General features: G+C 62.0%; 16 protein-coding genes. 10 read left to right on the top strand and 6 right to left on the bottom strand.

Annotated features, from left to right (window positions below):
• Positions 1–47: 47 nt before the first annotated feature.
• Positions 48–428: an MFS transporter gene (locus B0G38_RS01685; RefSeq protein ID WP_264667820.1), complete on the top strand. Its 381-nt coding sequence runs from the start codon at positions 48–50 to the stop codon at positions 426–428.
• Between the two features lie 393 nt (positions 429–821).
• On the opposite strand, the gene B0G38_RS01680 is transcribed toward B0G38_RS01685, so the two are convergent.
• Together B0G38_RS01680 and B0G38_RS01675 are read right to left on the bottom strand one after the other, a co-directional pair.
• Positions 822–953 (bottom strand): hypothetical protein, encoded by a 132-nt coding sequence (locus tag B0G38_RS01680; RefSeq protein ID WP_264667819.1) that lies wholly within the window; start codon positions 951–953, stop codon positions 822–824.
• Between the two features lie 272 nt (positions 954–1,225).
• Positions 1,226–1,363 (bottom strand): hypothetical protein, encoded by a 138-nt coding sequence (locus B0G38_RS01675; protein WP_264667818.1) that lies wholly within the window; start codon positions 1,361–1,363, stop codon positions 1,226–1,228.
• 115 nt (positions 1,364–1,478) lie between these two features.
• Here B0G38_RS01675 and B0G38_RS01670 point away from each other — a divergent pair, with 115 nt between their 5' ends.
• Entirely contained in the window at positions 1,479–1,607 is a 129-nt protein-coding gene (locus tag B0G38_RS01670; RefSeq protein ID WP_264667817.1) for a hypothetical protein, read from the top strand.
• A gap of 40 nt (positions 1,608–1,647) precedes the next feature.
• Positions 1,648–2,964 (top strand): MFS transporter, encoded by a 1,317-nt coding sequence (locus B0G38_RS01665; protein WP_264667816.1) that lies wholly within the window; start codon positions 1,648–1,650, stop codon positions 2,962–2,964.
• Positions 2,965–3,017: 53 nt separating this feature from the next.
• On the opposite strand, the gene B0G38_RS01660 is transcribed toward B0G38_RS01665, so the two are convergent.
• Positions 3,018–3,251, bottom strand: a complete 234-nt coding sequence (locus B0G38_RS01660; RefSeq protein WP_264667815.1) for a hypothetical protein — start codon at positions 3,249–3,251, stop codon at positions 3,018–3,020.
• A gap of 43 nt (positions 3,252–3,294) precedes the next feature.
• On the bottom strand, positions 3,295–3,723 hold the full coding sequence (locus B0G38_RS01655; RefSeq protein ID WP_264667814.1) for a hypothetical protein: 429 nt from the start codon (positions 3,721–3,723) through the stop codon (positions 3,295–3,297).
• A gap of 665 nt (positions 3,724–4,388) precedes the next feature.
• Here B0G38_RS01655 and B0G38_RS01650 point away from each other — a divergent pair.
• Positions 4,389–5,612, top strand: a complete 1,224-nt coding sequence (locus B0G38_RS01650; RefSeq protein WP_264667813.1) for a DUF418 domain-containing protein — start codon at positions 4,389–4,391, stop codon at positions 5,610–5,612.
• On the opposite strand, the gene B0G38_RS01645 is transcribed toward B0G38_RS01650, so the two are convergent.
• Positions 5,593–6,231, bottom strand: coding sequence for a histidine phosphatase family protein (locus B0G38_RS01645; RefSeq protein ID WP_264667812.1), 639 nt, complete (start codon positions 6,229–6,231; stop codon positions 5,593–5,595). The genes B0G38_RS01650 and B0G38_RS01645 overlap by 20 nt on opposite strands.
• A complete protein-coding gene (locus B0G38_RS01640; RefSeq protein ID WP_264667811.1) occupies positions 6,228–7,730 on the bottom strand; it encodes a CCA tRNA nucleotidyltransferase in 1,503 nt (500 codons plus the stop codon). Before B0G38_RS01640 ends, B0G38_RS01645 begins: the two co-directional genes overlap by 4 nt.
• A gap of 101 nt (positions 7,731–7,831) precedes the next feature.
• Between B0G38_RS01640 and B0G38_RS01635 the strand changes: the two genes are divergently transcribed.
• From B0G38_RS01635 to B0G38_RS01610, 6 genes are all read left to right on the top strand, one after another.
• Entirely contained in the window at positions 7,832–8,356 is a 525-nt protein-coding gene (locus tag B0G38_RS01635) for an NUDIX hydrolase (protein ID WP_264667810.1), read from the top strand.
• 128 nt (positions 8,357–8,484) lie between these two features.
• Entirely contained in the window at positions 8,485–10,152 is a 1,668-nt protein-coding gene (murJ, locus tag B0G38_RS01630) for a murein biosynthesis integral membrane protein MurJ (protein ID WP_264667809.1), read from the top strand.
• A 90-nt stretch (positions 10,153–10,242) separates the two neighbouring features.
• Entirely contained in the window at positions 10,243–11,919 is a 1,677-nt protein-coding gene (locus tag B0G38_RS01625; protein WP_264667808.1) for an ABC transporter substrate-binding protein, read from the top strand.
• Positions 11,920–12,064: 145 nt separating this feature from the next.
• Positions 12,065–13,048, top strand: a complete 984-nt coding sequence (gene trxB, locus B0G38_RS01620; RefSeq protein ID WP_264667807.1) for a thioredoxin-disulfide reductase — start codon at positions 12,065–12,067, stop codon at positions 13,046–13,048.
• A 26-nt stretch (positions 13,049–13,074) separates the two neighbouring features.
• Positions 13,075–13,401, top strand: coding sequence for a thioredoxin (trxA, locus tag B0G38_RS01615; protein ID WP_264667806.1), 327 nt, complete (start codon positions 13,075–13,077; stop codon positions 13,399–13,401).
• A 5-nt stretch (positions 13,402–13,406) separates the two neighbouring features.
• The gene (locus B0G38_RS01610) at positions 13,407–14,594 is read left to right on the top strand and encodes an N-acetylmuramoyl-L-alanine amidase (RefSeq protein WP_264667805.1); all 1,188 of its coding nucleotides are present in this window, start codon (positions 13,407–13,409) and stop codon (positions 14,592–14,594) included.
• The last annotated feature ends 1,415 nt before the right edge of the window (positions 14,595–16,009 follow it).

Here is a 16,009-nt window from a genome sequence, read left to right as displayed (position 1 = left end):
CAGCTTGCGGCATCTATGGAGCCAACGTACCAGTCGAACCCCGTTTTGTGATCGCTGATTCAGGCGAAAGAGTATCCGGGCCAGTCCTGCTCCAAGCACCGAACGGGAACTTCCCGCTCATCATCGCGCTGTATAGTGCCGGGCTGTTCTTCCTCATCGGCCCCTTCTCCGCCCTGCTCTTCTTCACCGGGCTCTTCTTCACCGGCGAGAGCTTCCCCGTCCACACCCGGGCAACGGGCAACTCGATCATCAACGCCTCCGGCCAAGTCGGGGCGATCATCGGCGGCGTGCTGATCACCGCCACCCTCGCCGCCGGAGCTGGCTGGATCAACGCCAGTCTATGGTGGGGCGTCCTCCCCATCCTGGCCTCCGGCCTGCTGATCTTCGCCGCCCGGAACGTCGACCCCAGCAAGGTCCGCAGAGACTGAAAGGTCCGAACCACCTGCACCAAAAACACCATCCGCCCGGCGACAACTCCTGGACCCCAGAGAGTTCTCGCCGGGAGGATGACATTAAGTCCCTATAAGCACTGGATCCTCAGATTCCCAGATACCCCGCCCTCGAAAAGGCTGCCCGGGTGCCAGCGCGCAGACCCGGGCGGTGATCAGGGCCATCGCGACGTCGCGTTCCCGCCAGACCGGGCCGAGCATCTTCTCGAATCCCAGGCCGCCGCCCATCCGGCCGTGACGCCGACGTACCCGGCCGGCAGCGACCGGGCGATCTCCATGCCGGCGGTGGCCTCGATGAAGGTCTTGCCGGCCAGTGAGGCACGCAGGTCCTCGACCGCCTGCTCCGACAGCGCCGCGAGGTTGACCAGCGTCTCATGCTTGACCTTGCCCCGTCGCGTAGGAACGGCGCAGCAACACCGATTCGTCCTCGACGGTGTCCACGGTCTTGTTCACCCGCCGTGCATTCGTCCGGGCTACATGCACTGCATGCTGCGTCTTCGCCATGCCATGCTCCCGGACCAGGCGCAACGACGGTACGACACACCGTAATTTAGTGACTACAAACAGTGGCACAAAAGAGGGCTGATCGCCTGGAACCAAAGGGAACCAGAGCAATCAGCCCTACGTAACTTCGACTAAAACGGGCGCGATGCCCAGAAGCCAGGGCAGGGTGGCTGGCAACGGCAAGACCTCGCGATCCTTAGCGACTGGATGAACCGCGTGGGAAGGTGCACATCATATAGGTCAGCCCGGATTCGTGAAGCTGAAGGAGCACGTCAGGCGGCAGTTTCCTCCCGCTGAGCGATCATCTCGGGGCTTGTTGCCAGCCGAACCATCGGCGACAGAAGTTCCAGCAGATTCAAGGTCGCCTCATGCGCCTGGTCATTCTGCCCGGCGTAGCCGTCGGTGACCACGGTTCCTGCCGCACGGGCTGCCCGGGAGCGCCTTGCCGGTGCACGGTGGTCGGCTTACAGTTTGAGCATGGACAAGTCAATGGAAGGCGACCAGGACAAAGCCCGGAAGATTGACATGGATGAAGTACCAGACAAGCAGCTGCACCGGTGGAAGGGCGAGGGCGGCGCGTTGCCTCCCGAACCAGAGACGGACTCCGATCCGGAAGCCGCGTCCGAATCACGCCCGGAGACGGACGGCGCGTGATGCGAACCAGCAGCTGAGCGGTGCGGACGGCTGATCCCGGATGGGACAGGCAGCAACGAAGATTTACGGCCGGATGGTCAAACCGGACTTGGACGCGCTGGCGCGCCTGCCCGAAGATGTCCGTCGGAACGTGCCGGGAAACGGCCTCCGCCTCATTGTCGCCCACGCCTTGCAAAATGCCGGCGATCAGGTCGTCAACGCCTCGACGGTACTGGCCTGGCTGGTCGCCTCCATCGGCGCTCCGTCATGGATCATCGGGCTCCTCGTCCCCGTCCGCGAGTCGGGCTCGATGCTGCCGCAGGCAGCCCTGGCTCCTTGGGTGCGCAGCCACCGGCAGCGCAAGCGGATCTGGATCATGGGGGCGGCCGGACAAGCCGCCGCCGTGGCTGCGATGGCGTTCACTGCGGCAGTAGGAACCGGAACCGCCGCAGGTGTCGCCATTCTCTTTGAAGTGGCCTGCTTCGCGCTTGCCCGCGCGTTGTCTTCCATCGCCTCCAAGGACGTTCAGGGCCGTACCATTCCACCGGGCCAGCGCGGCCAGATCAACGGGATCGCGGCCTTCGCATCCGGAGTCGTAGCCGTGACGGTGGGGCTCGGCATCCGGCTCATCGGCGGCGGCGATGTGGACCCGGCCGCGCTGGCCGCCCTTCTTGCTTCCGCCGCCCTCGCCTGGGTGGCAGCGCTAATGGTCTTCGCCCGGGTCAAGGAACCCGACGGATTCCCCGCAGAGAATAACGACGACGGCGGATGGCTCGCGCGCTCCTGGAGCCTGCTGCGGGAAGATAAGCCGTTCCGCAGGTTCGTCGGGGTGCGCGGACTGCTGCTGGTGTCCGCCCTGAGCCCGCCGTTCATTGTCGCCATGGCGGAAGAACGCGGTAGCGGCGGTTTAAGCGGGCTGGGACCGTTCGTCATTGCCTCCGGGCTGGCAGGAATCCTCGGCGGCCGGCTGGCAGGGCGGCTGGCCGACCGTTCCAGCAAGAATCTGATGATGTGGGGCTGCGCCGCATCTTCCCTGGTGGTTTTTGCCCTCGTCGCCGCCACCGCAATCCCCGCGGCCGCCGCTTCCAGCTGGCTGTATCCCGCAGCTTTCTTCCTCCTGGCGCTGAACCATGTCGGCGTCCGGGTCGCACGAAAGACCTACGTCGTGGACATGGCGACGGGAGACCAGCGCACGGAATACGTCGCCGTCTCGAATACCGCCATGGGCGTCCTGCTCCTGGTAACAGGCGGAATCAGCAGTGCCCTCGCGCAACTCGGCACGGGCGCGGCACTGCTGTTCCTGGCCGCACTGGGGTCGGTCGGCGTTGTGGCGGCACGCTTCCTCCCCGAAGTCAGCCCCGGAAAGCACACAGGGTAGGCGCCGACGGAAGCAACGGAAGCCGTGTTTCAGTCATCGGTCGTATTGGCGTGTTAACGGTAATCGGCGCGGCCATAGTGGTAGCGGTGGATTTCGTCCGAGATGAGGTAGCTGTAAACCTCATCCGCGAGGTCGATGCCTTCCCGGAGGTATTCCTCGTGGATCCGCTTCCGGTCTTCGCCGGGATAAAGTACGCGGTCAGTTACCGGGGCCGGTTTGCTCTGGCTAACGTCTTTTATGACGGTGGAGATATTCTGCCTGTGCGGCATCGCGGTGTTTTCGGGCACGTCTCGTACCCGAAAGCATAAATGAGCTTTAATGGAACGCTTCCTACCGAATCAATTGCTGATTGCTCATCATCTGATCGCGGACCTGTTCCAGCCGCTGTTCGTCTATACGCACACTCTGTATTCGCTTCCACAGCGAGGCGCCTTGGCGTAGCTTTCGGATCATCGCGTTCACCTCCTTTTGAGCCAGGTAGTTTGGCATGGTGTATTCAGTGATGGCAGACTCGCTGACGGCGACATCGTCGTCGACGAAGGATTCGGACGCGTTCGTTCCGTCCAAGTCGCGCAGGTTGCCGGCAGTAATCAACTCACCTTGGCCCTCGCTCTGTTCGTCCTGCCGTGATTCCGTCCGGGGCAGGGCCGGGGAGTCTGTGGACAAGGCAGCCTGTGGTTCTGCCGATTCCTTCTTTTGTTCAGGCGGCCGGAGTGACCTTTCCGGAGCCGGTAAAACAGCTGAATCCAGCGGTTTCATGGGTGCTTCCTCTTTCGGTGGGTTATCAACGGGACCTGACCGCGTGAAGGGACTCGTGATCCTGTCACGTGTCCTGGCGGCCAGAACGTTTTGGCGATGCAAGGTTTTTGGGGATGCAGAAAGCAGCGGGCTGGACCCGTGGACACTTACTGCGGAAGGTGCTCATGGCGAAGGTCCTCAACGATTGACGTGAGGCCTCCGCGCATGGGAGCGGTAGAAATACGATGGTTCTTAGGGAAAGCGGTTTAAGACAGAAACCGGCCCAAGAAGCTGAAATCTAGTGCGCAGAAATGGCGGAGGCGGGGCGGACTTTGGCAGCAAATACGCCGCCGAGCGTCTTGAAAATATTCACGGAACCCACCTCCCTTTCATCTAGTGCGCCAATAGAGACAATGTCCGACATGAACTCGTGATTGAGAAAGATCAATCGGACTCATTTAACATACCCATGAAGTGTCTGATTTGACCAGCTTCTTTGGGAACTTTCTTCAGGAACTTCTTTTTCAGCGGCGTGTTTCCTTCAACACGCCGACCAATTACGACGTCGGCGTTCAACTCAGGCGCTATGGCTAGAAAATACATCGCAAGATGGACTATCACCGGTTGATCCATTAATAGACTGGCCGCAGAGACAAGCCACGTCGCACCGATGGAGCAGAATCAGGATGAACAACGCAGTCCCCCACAGCACCGCTCCGGATGCCAGGCTCACGGCATCACGCGTCATTGAATTGGATGCCCTGAGAGCCTTCGCGCTGCTGGGCATTCTCTGCGTCAATATCTGGTTCTTCGCGGATCCCTTTGTCATGACGGGCAATCCCAATCCGGATTTCCAGTCTGCGCAGGATGTGGCAGTCAAATTTGCCGTCAGCGTTTTCTTCGAAGCCAAGTTCTATATCCTGTTCTCGTTCCTCTTCGGCTACAGCTTTGTCCTCCAGTGGGCCTCCGCGGCATCCGCCGGACAGTCCGAGGTGCCCCGCACGCTGCGCCGTGCTGCCAGCCTGATCATCATCGGCCTCTTCCACGGGCTGTTCCTGTTCCACGGCGACATCCTGCTGACCTACGGATTAGTCGGCCTTGTCCTGCTGGGCACCCGCATGATCTCCGCCCGGGCTGCCGTCGTTGCCGCAGGCATCCTCATCGGCGCCATGGGCCTGCTCATTCTGCTGATGGGCCTGCTGACGGCAGCCGTAGAGCCGACGATCGGACAGGCCGACCTTCAAACTGTGCCTCCTGCCTTCGACCTTGCCGGAACCCCGGCAGCCATCCTGGCGCAGAACATCTCGCTGTATCCAATGACGCTGGTCAACGCCCTGTTCCTGCAGGGCCCCATCGCGCTCGGTGCGTTCTACGCCGGGCTGGCATGTGCCAAGAACAGGCTCATTGAGCGGGGCCTCTCCCGCCGCACCCTGATGATGCTGGTCGGCATCGCCCTCCCGATCGGACTGGCCGCAGCTCTGCTGCAGGGGTACTTCGTCAATTACGTCGGCGGCATGGGTCTTCAAGTCGTCGGCTTCGGCATCTCGACCCTGACCGGGCCGCTGCTGACGGCGGGCTACATTGGGCTGCTGCTTCTGCTGTTCCGCACCCGGCCAGGCCGGTCGGTGCGCAATGCGCTGGCGCCGGCGGGCCAGCTGGCGCTGTCCAACTACCTCGGGCAGTCGGTCCTGATGGTTCTGCTGTTCACCGGCTTCGGCCTCGGACTGACCAATCAGGTGCCGCCGCTCGGCGTGCTCGGCATTGCCGCACTGATCTTCCTGGCACAGTTGCTGCTCAGCTACTGGTGGGTCAGGAAGTTCCGCTACGGCCCGATGGAAGCTCTGCTGCGCAGCGCGACCTACTGGCGCCAACCGACTTTGGGTTCGGCACCTAAATATTCCAGCCGGTAACAGCCGGCGTCTTCTTGTCCCACCCTAGATTGCAGACTGCCGCAGTCTCCAGGACAAAACGGCGGCCCTCGATCGGCTCCAGTTGGAGCCAGCGTGCGGCGAGAACGCGCAGGAAATGCCCGTGTGCCACCAGCAGCACGTTCCTTTGCTGCAATGACGACGGCGAATCCGGCTTGCTCCCGGAAAACGGAGCAGCATCAGGAGTGTCAAGTACTTTGGCTATGACGTGGTCGGCCCGGTCCGACACCTGCTGCAGCGTCTCCCCTCGCACCACGCCATGGGTCCAGATCAGGTAGGAAGGATCCTTCTTGCGGATGTCGACGCTGCGCTGGCCCTCGTAGTCCCCATAGTCCCACTCGTGGGCATACGGAACGACCTCAGCATCGGGGAAGCCGGCCAGTTCAGCGGTCCTCCGCGCCCGCTCCAAAGGGGAGGTCAGGACTGAAGCAAAGTTTATACCTGTCAGCTTGCGTCCCGCTGCGACGGCCTGCGCCACGCCCTCGTCAGTCAGTTCCAGGTCGGTCAGTCCTGTGTACTGATGGTTTTTCGACCATTTGGTTTCGCCATGCCGCACCAGCCATAGTTTGGGGAAGTCATGCGCATCAGTTTCTTCGGTCATGACAGACCCTTTGTTGAAGCGGTATCAGTAGCATCAGCGATTTTGGTACTGTCGCTGGATGCCTCGGGCTGCTCCGCCCACCAGGCCCGTAGTGTCCGTTCCGCGACCTCAGCATCCTGCGGCCCGTTCTCCAGCCGCTCTTCCAACAAGAACTTGTAGGCGCGGCCCACCACAGGCCCGGGTTTGATGCCCAGCAAGGCCATGATCTGCTGTCCATCCAGATCCGGACGGACGGCATTCATCTGTTCCTGTTCCTGCAGGTCGGCGATGCGCTGTTCCAGATCGTCGTAGGCGAACGCGAGCCGCTCCGCCTTACGCCGGTTCCGGGTAGTGACGTCCGAGCGGGTCAACCGGTGCAGCCGTTCCAGCAAGGGGCCTGCGTCGTTGACATAGCGGCGCACGGCGGAATCGGTCCAGCCGGCCTCGCCGTAACCATAGAAGCGCATGTGCAGTTCCACCAGGCGCGCCACGGCTTTGATGGTGTCGTTGTCGAAGCGCAGCTTCTTCATCCGCTTGGCAACCAGCTTGGCACCGACCACTTCATGGTGGCGGAAACTGACCGCGCCGGAAGGTTCGAACCGGCGCGTAGCCGGTTTGCCGACGTCGTGCATGAGGGCAGCAAACCGCAGGACGAAGTCCGGAGCCGGCACGGGGCCGTCGTCGTCGGTTTCCAGTTCGCAAGCCTGCGCCAACACGGTCAGCGAGTGCTGGTAGACGTCCTTGTGCCGGTGGTGTTCATCGATTTCCAGCTTCAGCGCCGAGACCTCGGGCAGTACGTATTCGGCCAGACCGGTTTCAACCAGCAGATCCACGCCGGTCCGCGGGTCCTTGCCGTTGATCAGTTTGGTCAGCTCGTCACGCACCCGCTCGGCCGAAATGATCTCGATCCGCTCGGCCATATCCGTCATCGCCGCGCGTACCTCGTCCGCCACCGTGACGTTGAGTTGGGAAGCGAAGCGGGCGGCGCGCATCATGCGCAGCGGATCATCGGAGAACGACGCCGAGGGCTCACCGGGGGTGCGCACCACGCCTGCGTGCAGGTCCTTGACGCCGCCGTAGGGATCGACCAGTTCCAGCGACGGCAGTCGCAGCGCCATGGCGTTCATGGTGAAGTCGCGGCGGAATAGATCGTCCTCAAGCGACTTGCCGAAGGCGACCACGGGCTTGCGGGAATCCGGATCGTAGGCCTCGGCACGGTACGTGGTGATCTCGATGGTGTGCTCGCCCTTGCGCAGGCCGATGGTGCCGAAGGCCCGGCCGATTTCCCAGAAGTTGTCGCACCACTTGCGGATGACGGCGATGGTGGCGTCCGGATCCGCATCCGTGGTGAAATCCAGGTCCGGCGACACGCGGCCCAAAAAGAGATCTCGCACCGGCCCGCCGACCAGGGAGAGCTCGTGCCCAGCGTCAACAAAAAGCCGACCCAGTTCGACAACAACTTCGGGCAACGGCAGGGCGGACGTCTCGGGATTACTTGCCGAGCCAAAAAGGTGAACCATAGTGATTTAAGGGTGCCAGAAACACGCGGACGATGTTTAACAATCTCCGTGCCATGTCCGACGGGCACAGCACTCGATTAAAAATCGTTAGAGTGGACTGCATGGCACATCCGGTCCCGAGCGCTCCGAAGCGCACTCCACTGACAGCGTCAGTGGGCAGTGCCGCGCCCGGACACCATTCCCTGCCAACCGTGGAGGAGGTTTCGGCCGGCGGCGTCGTGGTGGACACCTCCACCAAGGAATTCCGCGTTGCCATCATTGCCCGCTTCAACCGCGGCGGCCGGCTCGAATGGTGCCTGCCCAAGGGCCACCCGGAGGGCGAGGAGACTAACGCAGAGGCCGCCATCCGCGAGATCGAGGAAGAAACCGGCATCCAGGGCGACGTACTGGCCACGCTCGGCAGCATCGATTACTGGTTCACGGTCAGCGGCCACCGCGTGCACAAGACGGTCCACCACTTCCTGCTCAAGGCCACCGGCGGCGAACTGACCATCGAGAACGATCCGGACCACGAGGCAGCGGACGTGGCGTGGATCCCGCTGGCGGAGCTGGGCCGGAAGCTTTCCTTCCCGAACGAGCGCCGGATTGTGGACCTGGCCCGCGAAGTCCTGCCCGAGTACCTCTAAGCGATAAGCACGACGACGCGGTAACTGCTCGGTGACACTCCGATGACCGCCCGCCAGCGCCGCCTTGCTGGACGTTCGCTGAACAGATCCTGCCCCGCCAAGTGAGACGATAGACAGCGATGTCTGACATGGAAACACAAAGCACAGCGCGCGCCAGCGCCGTCATGGCCGCCGGGACCCTGGTCTCGCGCGTCCTCGGGTTCGTGCGCACGTCGCTGCTCGCCGTCGCCATCGGCGCCAACACCACCATGGGCGACATCTTCGAAAAAGCGAACACCATCCCGAACATCATCTACCTGCTGCTGGCCGGCGGGGTGTTCAACGTGGTACTGGTGCCCCAGATCATCAAGGCAAGCAAGAACAACGACGACGGCGGGGCCGACTACATCTCGCGCCTGCTGTCCCTGACGCTGCTGGTGCTCGCCGCCATCACGCTGGTCGTGACGGCGCTTGCCGGGCCGATCATCCGGCTGCTGACGCGGGACTGGACCCAGGGCATGCTCGAACTGGGCACCATCTTCGCGCTCTGGTGCCTGCCGCAGATCTTCTTCTACGGGCTCTACGCCGTTGTCGGCCAGGTCCTCAACGCCAAGAGCCGCTTCGGCTGGTACATGTGGGCGCCCGTGGTGAACAACGTGGTGGCCATCGGCGTCCTGGTCCTCTACATCGTGCTTTTCGGGTCCTTCTCGCGCGCCACGGACAGCCCCGACGCCTGGACCTCCGAGCAGACGCTGCTGCTGGCAGGCGGCACCACGCTGGGCATTATCCTGCAGGGCCTGGTGCTGCTCTGGCCGCTCGGCCGGCTGGGACTCGGACTGAAGCTGAAGTTCGGCTGGCGCGGCATCGGCCTCGGCCGGGCCGGCAAGGTGGCCGGCTGGACGCTGGGCACCATGGTGGTGGGCAACTCCGCGTACCTGCTGTACGGCACCATCGCCTCCAGCGCCACCGCCGGGCGCCGGGAAGTCGAGGGCTCGGGGGCCGGGGTTGCCGGCGAGTACGCCCTTAATACTGCGACCCTGATCGCGATGCTGCCGCACTCCGTCGTCGTACTGTCAATCGCCACGGTGCTGTTCAACCAGCTCTCGCGCTCCCAGGCCCACGGGCAGCTCGAAGAAGTCCGACAGACCGTGAACTCGGGCCTGCGGACCATCGGCGTTGCCACCATGTTCGGCGCCGCCGTGATGGTGGTGCTGGCCGGACCGCTGGCGCGGTTGTTCGCCGGCTCCGGCCCAACCGCCCCCGCTTCGGCCGCCGCCATGGGCCAGCTGCTTGCCGTCCTCGGGGCGGCGATGCCGTTCATGAGCATCTACTTCTTCCTTGGCCGGGTGTTCTACGCGGAAGAGGACGCCAAGACCCCGCTGATTATGCAGTCCATCCTGTCCGGCACCTGCGTGGTCATCGCCCTGGTCATGGCACAGCTCATGCCCGCCACCGAGATCGTCTTCGGCCTGGCCGTGCTTTTCGCCGTCTTCCATGTCCTCTCGGCGCTGCTGGCGCACTTCTTCACGGTCCTGCGGGTGGGCGATTACGGCGCCGGGCAGGTCGCGGAGAGCTATATCCGCATCGGTTACGCGGCCCTCGGCGCCAGTCTCGCCGGCGCAGCCGCGCTGTGGCTGTTCGGCGGGTACCAAGCCGGCGGGTTCGCCATGGTTTCGATCTTCAGCGCCATGGTGACCATCGCCGTCTGCGGCATCGTCATGGCGCTGGCCTACCTGCTCCTGCTCAAGGCCCTGCGCGTGGCCGAACTCCACGATTTCCTGCAACCAATCCTCAGCCGGCTACCGGGGCGCGGTTAACAGAACCGCAAGCCACCCGGTGCCAACCGGTAGCATGTAACCAAACGTCCAGGGCGCCCTAACGCCCAACTATTCCGCCTGGAGGAACACGTGCCGCAACCAGTAGATGTGGGGACCTTGCTCGGTGGCCGCTACAAGGTCACCGCGCAGATCCTCGCGTCCGCCGAACAGGACCTGGTCCTCAACGGCGTGGACCAGGTGCTCAACCGGCCGGTCAGCATCCTCGTCGCCGCGCCGGAGAACGCCAGCCAGGCGGCCATGAGTGCCCGCGAGATCGCCACGGGCGAGCGTGCCGGCAGCGTGCAGGTCCTGGACCTGGGCATCACGGACGGCTACACGTACCTCATCACCAACCAGGCCGAGGCGGCGGACCTCCTGGATCTGGTCATCCAGCAGGATGCCGCTCCCTATGTCGAGCCGTTCTTCACGGACACCCTCGGCTCGGAGATTTTCGGCCAGGCCCGCTCGCGCGAGCCGGAGACCTATGACGAGGATGACTACTACGAGGAAGAGTACGACGACGAGCCGCGCACCAGCCTCCGCGACCGCCTGAACAAGCTGGACCTGCCCAAACTCGGCCGTTCAAACAACGACGGCGGCGCCAGGCCTTTGTTCAGCCGTCGCCCGGGAGCCGGTACAGCGGCCGGTGCTGGAGCCGCAGGCGCGGCAGCCGGCGCCGCTGCAGCAGGTCACTCGGGAGCTGGTACGGCCGATGACCGCACAACCCACTTCGAGCGTCCCCAGGCAGACAGTTCCGCGCGCGCTGGCAGCGTCCCCCCTCAGCCCCTGTCGCCGCCGCAGTTCTTCGACGACAACAACCATCCGGCTACCGCACCGGTGGACCAGCGAACGGAACACCGGGAAAACAGTGGAGCCCCGAAGGTCAGCCTCTGGTCGGACAACGATTACTACGAAGACCGGCCGCAAACCTCTTATCAGCCCGCCGCTGAACCTGCCGCGCCGGCCCCGCCAACGCGCGATGCCCGTTCGGAGGAAGACGAGTACGTCCGGGCGGCTTCGATGTTCCCCGCTGGGGCCCGCGGCAATACGAAGTCGCGCGAAGAAGACTACGAGTACGACGAGTATGACGACGACGAGAACAACAGCCCGAAAACCTCGCGGCTGCTGATCGGCGGCTTGCTTGCCGTTCTGCTGATTATCGCCGTCGTCATCGCGGTCAACCAGCTGAACCTGTTCCGCGGCGGCCCCGTTGCAGGCGAAAACACCGAAGAGAACAATTCCGCGCCGGCTACTCCGGGTGAAACGGGCGCCGCAGAGAGTGCTCCCGCCGAAGATGCCGTAGTGGAGCCCGTAATTGCCGGCCTGGAACGGCTGGTGCCCGATATGCCGAGTCTCGACGCGGAAAACGACGGCAGTCTGCCGGAGGCCATCGACGGAAACCCTGCGACGTACTGGACCAGTTTCCAGTACCAGTCGGACCAGTTCGGCGGTTACGCGTCCAACATGGCCCTGATCGTCGAACTCGAGGAGGCCTCGAGCATTAGCACCATCGAGCTGACGCAGCTCAGCGGCAGCGGCGGCAACTTCTCTGTAATGCTCAACGATTCCCCGTCTCTGGAGGGCGCCCGCCAGGTTGCCCAGGGCAGCTTCACTGCCCAGAACACCACTATCCCGGTTCCGGAAGATGAAGGTGCCGCGCCGAAGGCAGAGTACGTCATCATCAACTTCACCCAATTGCCCAGGCTCTCCAATCCCCAGGGCGGCCCGCCCTTTGGAATTCGTATGGCCGAGATCGAAGTTTCTTGATCTGTTCCAGCCGTGCCGGGGATCCAGCGGTGCCCGGCACGGAATAAGCTTGGCACTCCGCTCGTTGTGACAATTGGCTAGACCCGGTCAGGACCGGCCTCTATCGGGGCATGACACCGTAAAAACAGGAAGAGGTTCACAAGCAGTGAGCACAGATACCACCACGTCCGTGCGGGACGTCATCATCGTCGGCTCCGGCCCTGCCGGTTACACGGCAGCTGTCTACACGGCGCGTGCCAACCTGAAGCCGCTGCTGATCGCCAGTTCTGTGCAAGCCGGCGGTGAACTCATGAATACCACCGACGTCGAAAACTACCCGGGTTTCCCCGAAGGCATTATGGGACCGGATCTCATGGACACCTTCCAAAAGCAGGCCGAGCGCTTCGGCACGGAAATCCTGTTTGAAGACGTCACCGAACTCGAACTCGATGGCCCCATCAAGAAGGTCACGATCGGCACAGGCGAGACGTTCACCGCGAAGTCCGTCATCATTTCCACCGGTTCCGCCTATCGCGAGCTGGGCTTGGAAGATGAGAAGCGTCTGGCAGGCCGCGGGATCAGCTGGTGCGCAACCTGCGACGGCTTCTTCTTCAAGGACCAGGACATCGCCGTCATTGGCGGTGGCGACTCCGCTATGGAGGAAGCTCTCTTCCTCACCAAATTCGCAAAGTCTGTCACCGTCGTCCACCGTCGGGACAGCCTACGCGCCTCGAAGATCATGCAGGACCGGGCGCTGAACCACGAGAAGATCAAGTTCCAGTGGAACTCCTCGGTCACCGGTATCGATGGGACCGGCAAAGTCACGGCTCTGCGCCTTACTGACACCGTCGACGGGACCGAGAGCGTGTTGCCCGTGACCGGTGTATTCGTGGCCATCGGCAATGATCCCCGTGTAGATCTCGTCAAGGGCAAACTGGACCTGACGGCCGAAGGCACCATCGCCGTTGACGGTCGGTCTTCCCGGACGTCTGTCGCAGGCGTCTTCGCGGCCGGCGACGTCATTGACCCGACCTACCGTCAAGCCATCACCGCTTCCGGCTCCGGCTGCGTCGCAGCCATCGACGTCGAGCACTACCTCGCTTCCCTCGAGGATGCCGAGATTCCGGTAGCCGAGCCGGTAACCGTCTAGTCCAACTGTTCAGAAGGAGAATTACTATGAGCAACGCTAAAGATGTCACGGATGCCAGTTTCGACGCTGACGTCCTGAAGTCCGACAAGCCCGTCATCGTCGATTTCTGGGCCGAATGGTGCGGCCCCTGCCGTATGCTGACGCCCATTCTGGACGATATTGCCGCAGAGCACGCCGGCAAGGTCGAGGTCGTCAAGCTGAATGTGGATGACAACCCTGCTACCGCTGCCAAGTACGGCATTACGTCCATCCCCGCTGTCTACGTCTTCAAGGACGGTAAGGTGGCCGCTACCTCCATCGGTGCGAAGCCGAAGCAGGTTATCGAAAAGGAATTCGCTGAGTTCCTCGGCTAACCATTATGGATAACGACGCTGCAGACCAGAGTCTGCGCCGTTCGGATACCAGCCGGCGCGTGGTGGCCCTGAGAGAAAGGCTGCTGCGCGCCGGCATTTCCATGGCGTATCTGGCACCGGATCAAGTCAACGACCCGACTGTTTTCGACGACCACGTTGATGCTGCCGTTCGAACGTTCCAGCAAAACCGTGGGCTCATGGTAGATGGCGTCGCAGGTCCTGAAACACTGAGGGCGCTGGGCGAAGCACAATACCACCTCGGAGACAGGCCCATGTTCTGGCAACAGGGCATCGACCACACGCGCGGAGACGACGTAGCGGAGCTCCAACGCCAACTGTCCTATCTCGGGTTCTATTACGGCCACATAGACGGCGAGTTCGCTGTACGCACCCATCACGCCGTCCGGGAACTGCAACTGAATCTCGGACTTGAACCCACCGGCGTAGCGGATGCCGCTCTCATCGGTGCAATGGCACGGGTGAACCGGAGCATTAGCCCAAGTCAGGCTTTCTCGCTCAGGGACTATGAGCGACTCAACCAGGCGTCCGCCGCGCTCAAAGGGCGCGTCGTTTGCCTGACCGCCGGTAGCGGAACTTCCTTTCGATCCTCCGTGACCGACAAGGCAAGCGGAAAGCCGTTGACTGAGAGACTAGTCGCCTCCGATGTGATGCGTCGCGTTGAAAGCACCCTGGCCAGCCTCGGCGCGGAGGTATCCGTTGTCGATATCGACCAAGAGAAGGCAATGGACAACCGAGTCCAGTTGATTCGCCAGTCTTCTCCCAGTTTGAGCATTTCAATCAACTGCGATTGGCTTGATCAACCGCTGGCAAATGGCGTCTCTGCCTTTTACTGGGGCAAACCTGAAACCGGTGAAATTCGTTCGCCCATCGGGCATCGGGCCGCGGAGCTGATCCTTAAGGAAGTTCTTGCCCGGACAACGGCGACAGACCTAGGCATTCATGGACGCAGTTGGGACATCTTGCGCCTGACCAGCATCCCGTCAATCCAACTAGACATCGGTTATCTCAGCAATCCTGATGAGGCAGGGAGACTGGCCGACCCTGTATTCCGCCAGGTAGTTGCCGACGCCATTGTTATAGCTATCCAGCGGCTCTACCTGCTGGAAGAGGATGACGAACCGACAGGTACCCTGGCACTGGATGACGTGCTGCGCTTCAACCCAGAGCTCTGAACTCGCGTTTCACGTGAAACGCTGCCTTGGCAGTAGCTCTGATGAGCTCTTCCCTAAGGAGCTTGATTGAGGTTACCAGCGTCATGCCGTCGATACCATGGCGGGATTCACCCACGCCGTTGGAGTTCGCCACCGCCATTCTAGGCCCCGCGAGCAGAGGAGGGGACACATCTTTGTTGCGCTCCCGCGGGCCGCGATCTCAAAGATGGCCCCCGTGGCACGTGCGCTGCTGCTTCCTTCACTGTATGGAGCCCCTGAGATAACCAAGCCTGTGAGCTGCAGTTAAACTGTAAGAGCTCGGGAAGGTCCTGCTGATTGTGTTGAGATCGCGCGTGGGAATAAGGCCCATGCAGACGCAACCCAGACGAATATAGATGACCGCAACCCTCAGTTCTTCCGGGCAGTGGGACGTAGCTGCCCAAACTGGCAAATCATTCATTTGCAAGACTGTTAGTCACCTAGTTACCGGTTGTCCACATATTTGGTACTGCTATTCCGTCGGCCGGTGCCGGTCAGGTCATACAGCTAGGCGCTCAAGATCGGAAACGCTTTGCTGCCCTGTGGGGCTGATCACGGCTATCCAGGTTGCGTCGGCCTATTTCAGCAGCTGCTGGAGGCTTTAGGCTCCGGACTGCCCGCCGGAGCACGTCAACGTCTCAGTTCTGTCGTGCCGCCGGTGGGCCAGTCGATTCAGGATGATATCCGTGGCGACTGATCTGGAAGGGTTCAGTTCACTAGTCAGCTCTAAGTAAATCAAGCTGACTGCTGCGGGTTGGTGATCACCGGTCACCAGGACTGCGAAGAGGTCGCTGACGGCATTTGGGTCGACACTGTAGGTGAGTATGACGTCGACAATGCGCAAGCCGGCATCGCTGAAGCGTCGAGCCTGTTTGATGTCTGTTCCCGCCTGATGTGTTGCTCAATGGGAGAATCACCATGCCGAGAATGGCCGCAGTATCAACTCCGGAGAATATCGGTACCACCTACGTGGGGTTCCGACACCAACAATCCCTACCGGTCCTCAGGCTCAAACTCAGGAAACGACTTCATGCCGCCAAACGACGCCATTATGTGTCGCCAGTAGCCGTTCCTGCCGACAGCTGCTGCATTGGGTCTGGATAGACCTTGGATCATGGAAGTAGCGTACGCCTCTGACTCTTCGAAGTTCCACGTGAAACAGCAGTGATCCGCAAGGATACCGATGTCATTTATAGGAACAGATCTGAACTGCCGAACTCTCTTCGTAATGGCTAGTAGAGCTCAAGTGGGAGAACCGCACCACAATAAGCTCCACGGGAAAACATCACCGTAGCTTCAACCGTCATCGACAGCCAATGCCACTGAGCCCCAAGTAGGAGATCATTTCGGACCACTAGTGCCCAGATTCAATCGTCTTGGACTCCCAGAGTAGAGAC

Origin of the sequence: Crystallibacter permensis (assembly GCF_025960875.1) — a bacterium.
Lineage (GTDB): Bacteria > Actinomycetota > Actinomycetes > Actinomycetales > Micrococcaceae > Crystallibacter > Crystallibacter permensis.
The sequence above is the reverse complement of the archived record's forward strand: the minus strand, read 5'-3'. Positions and strand labels throughout refer to the sequence as shown.

Coding starts and splice junctions, on each gene's coding strand:
- B0G38_RS01680 (WP_264667819.1), bottom strand. CDS start 953: ATGGCGAAGACGCAGCATGCAGTGCATGTAGCCCGGACGAATGCACGG.
- B0G38_RS01670 (WP_264667817.1), top strand. CDS start 1,479: ATGGATGAAGTACCAGACAAGCAGCTGCACCGGTGGAAGGGCGAGGGC.
- B0G38_RS01665 (WP_264667816.1), top strand. CDS start 1,648: ATGGGACAGGCAGCAACGAAGATTTACGGCCGGATGGTCAAACCGGAC.
- B0G38_RS01655 (WP_264667814.1), bottom strand. CDS start 3,723: ATGAAACCGCTGGATTCAGCTGTTTTACCGGCTCCGGAAAGGTCACTC.
- B0G38_RS01650 (WP_264667813.1), top strand. CDS start 4,389: ATGAACAACGCAGTCCCCCACAGCACCGCTCCGGATGCCAGGCTCACG.
- B0G38_RS01645 (WP_264667812.1), bottom strand. CDS start 6,231: ATGACCGAAGAAACTGATGCGCATGACTTCCCCAAACTATGGCTGGTG.
- B0G38_RS01640 (WP_264667811.1), bottom strand. CDS start 7,730: ATGGTTCACCTTTTTGGCTCGGCAAGTAATCCCGAGACGTCCGCCCTG.
- B0G38_RS01635 (WP_264667810.1), top strand. CDS start 7,832: ATGGCACATCCGGTCCCGAGCGCTCCGAAGCGCACTCCACTGACAGCG.
- murJ (WP_264667809.1), top strand. CDS start 8,485: ATGGAAACACAAAGCACAGCGCGCGCCAGCGCCGTCATGGCCGCCGGG.
- trxA (WP_264667806.1), top strand. CDS start 13,075: ATGAGCAACGCTAAAGATGTCACGGATGCCAGTTTCGACGCTGACGTC.
- B0G38_RS01610 (WP_264667805.1), top strand. CDS start 13,407: ATGGATAACGACGCTGCAGACCAGAGTCTGCGCCGTTCGGATACCAGC.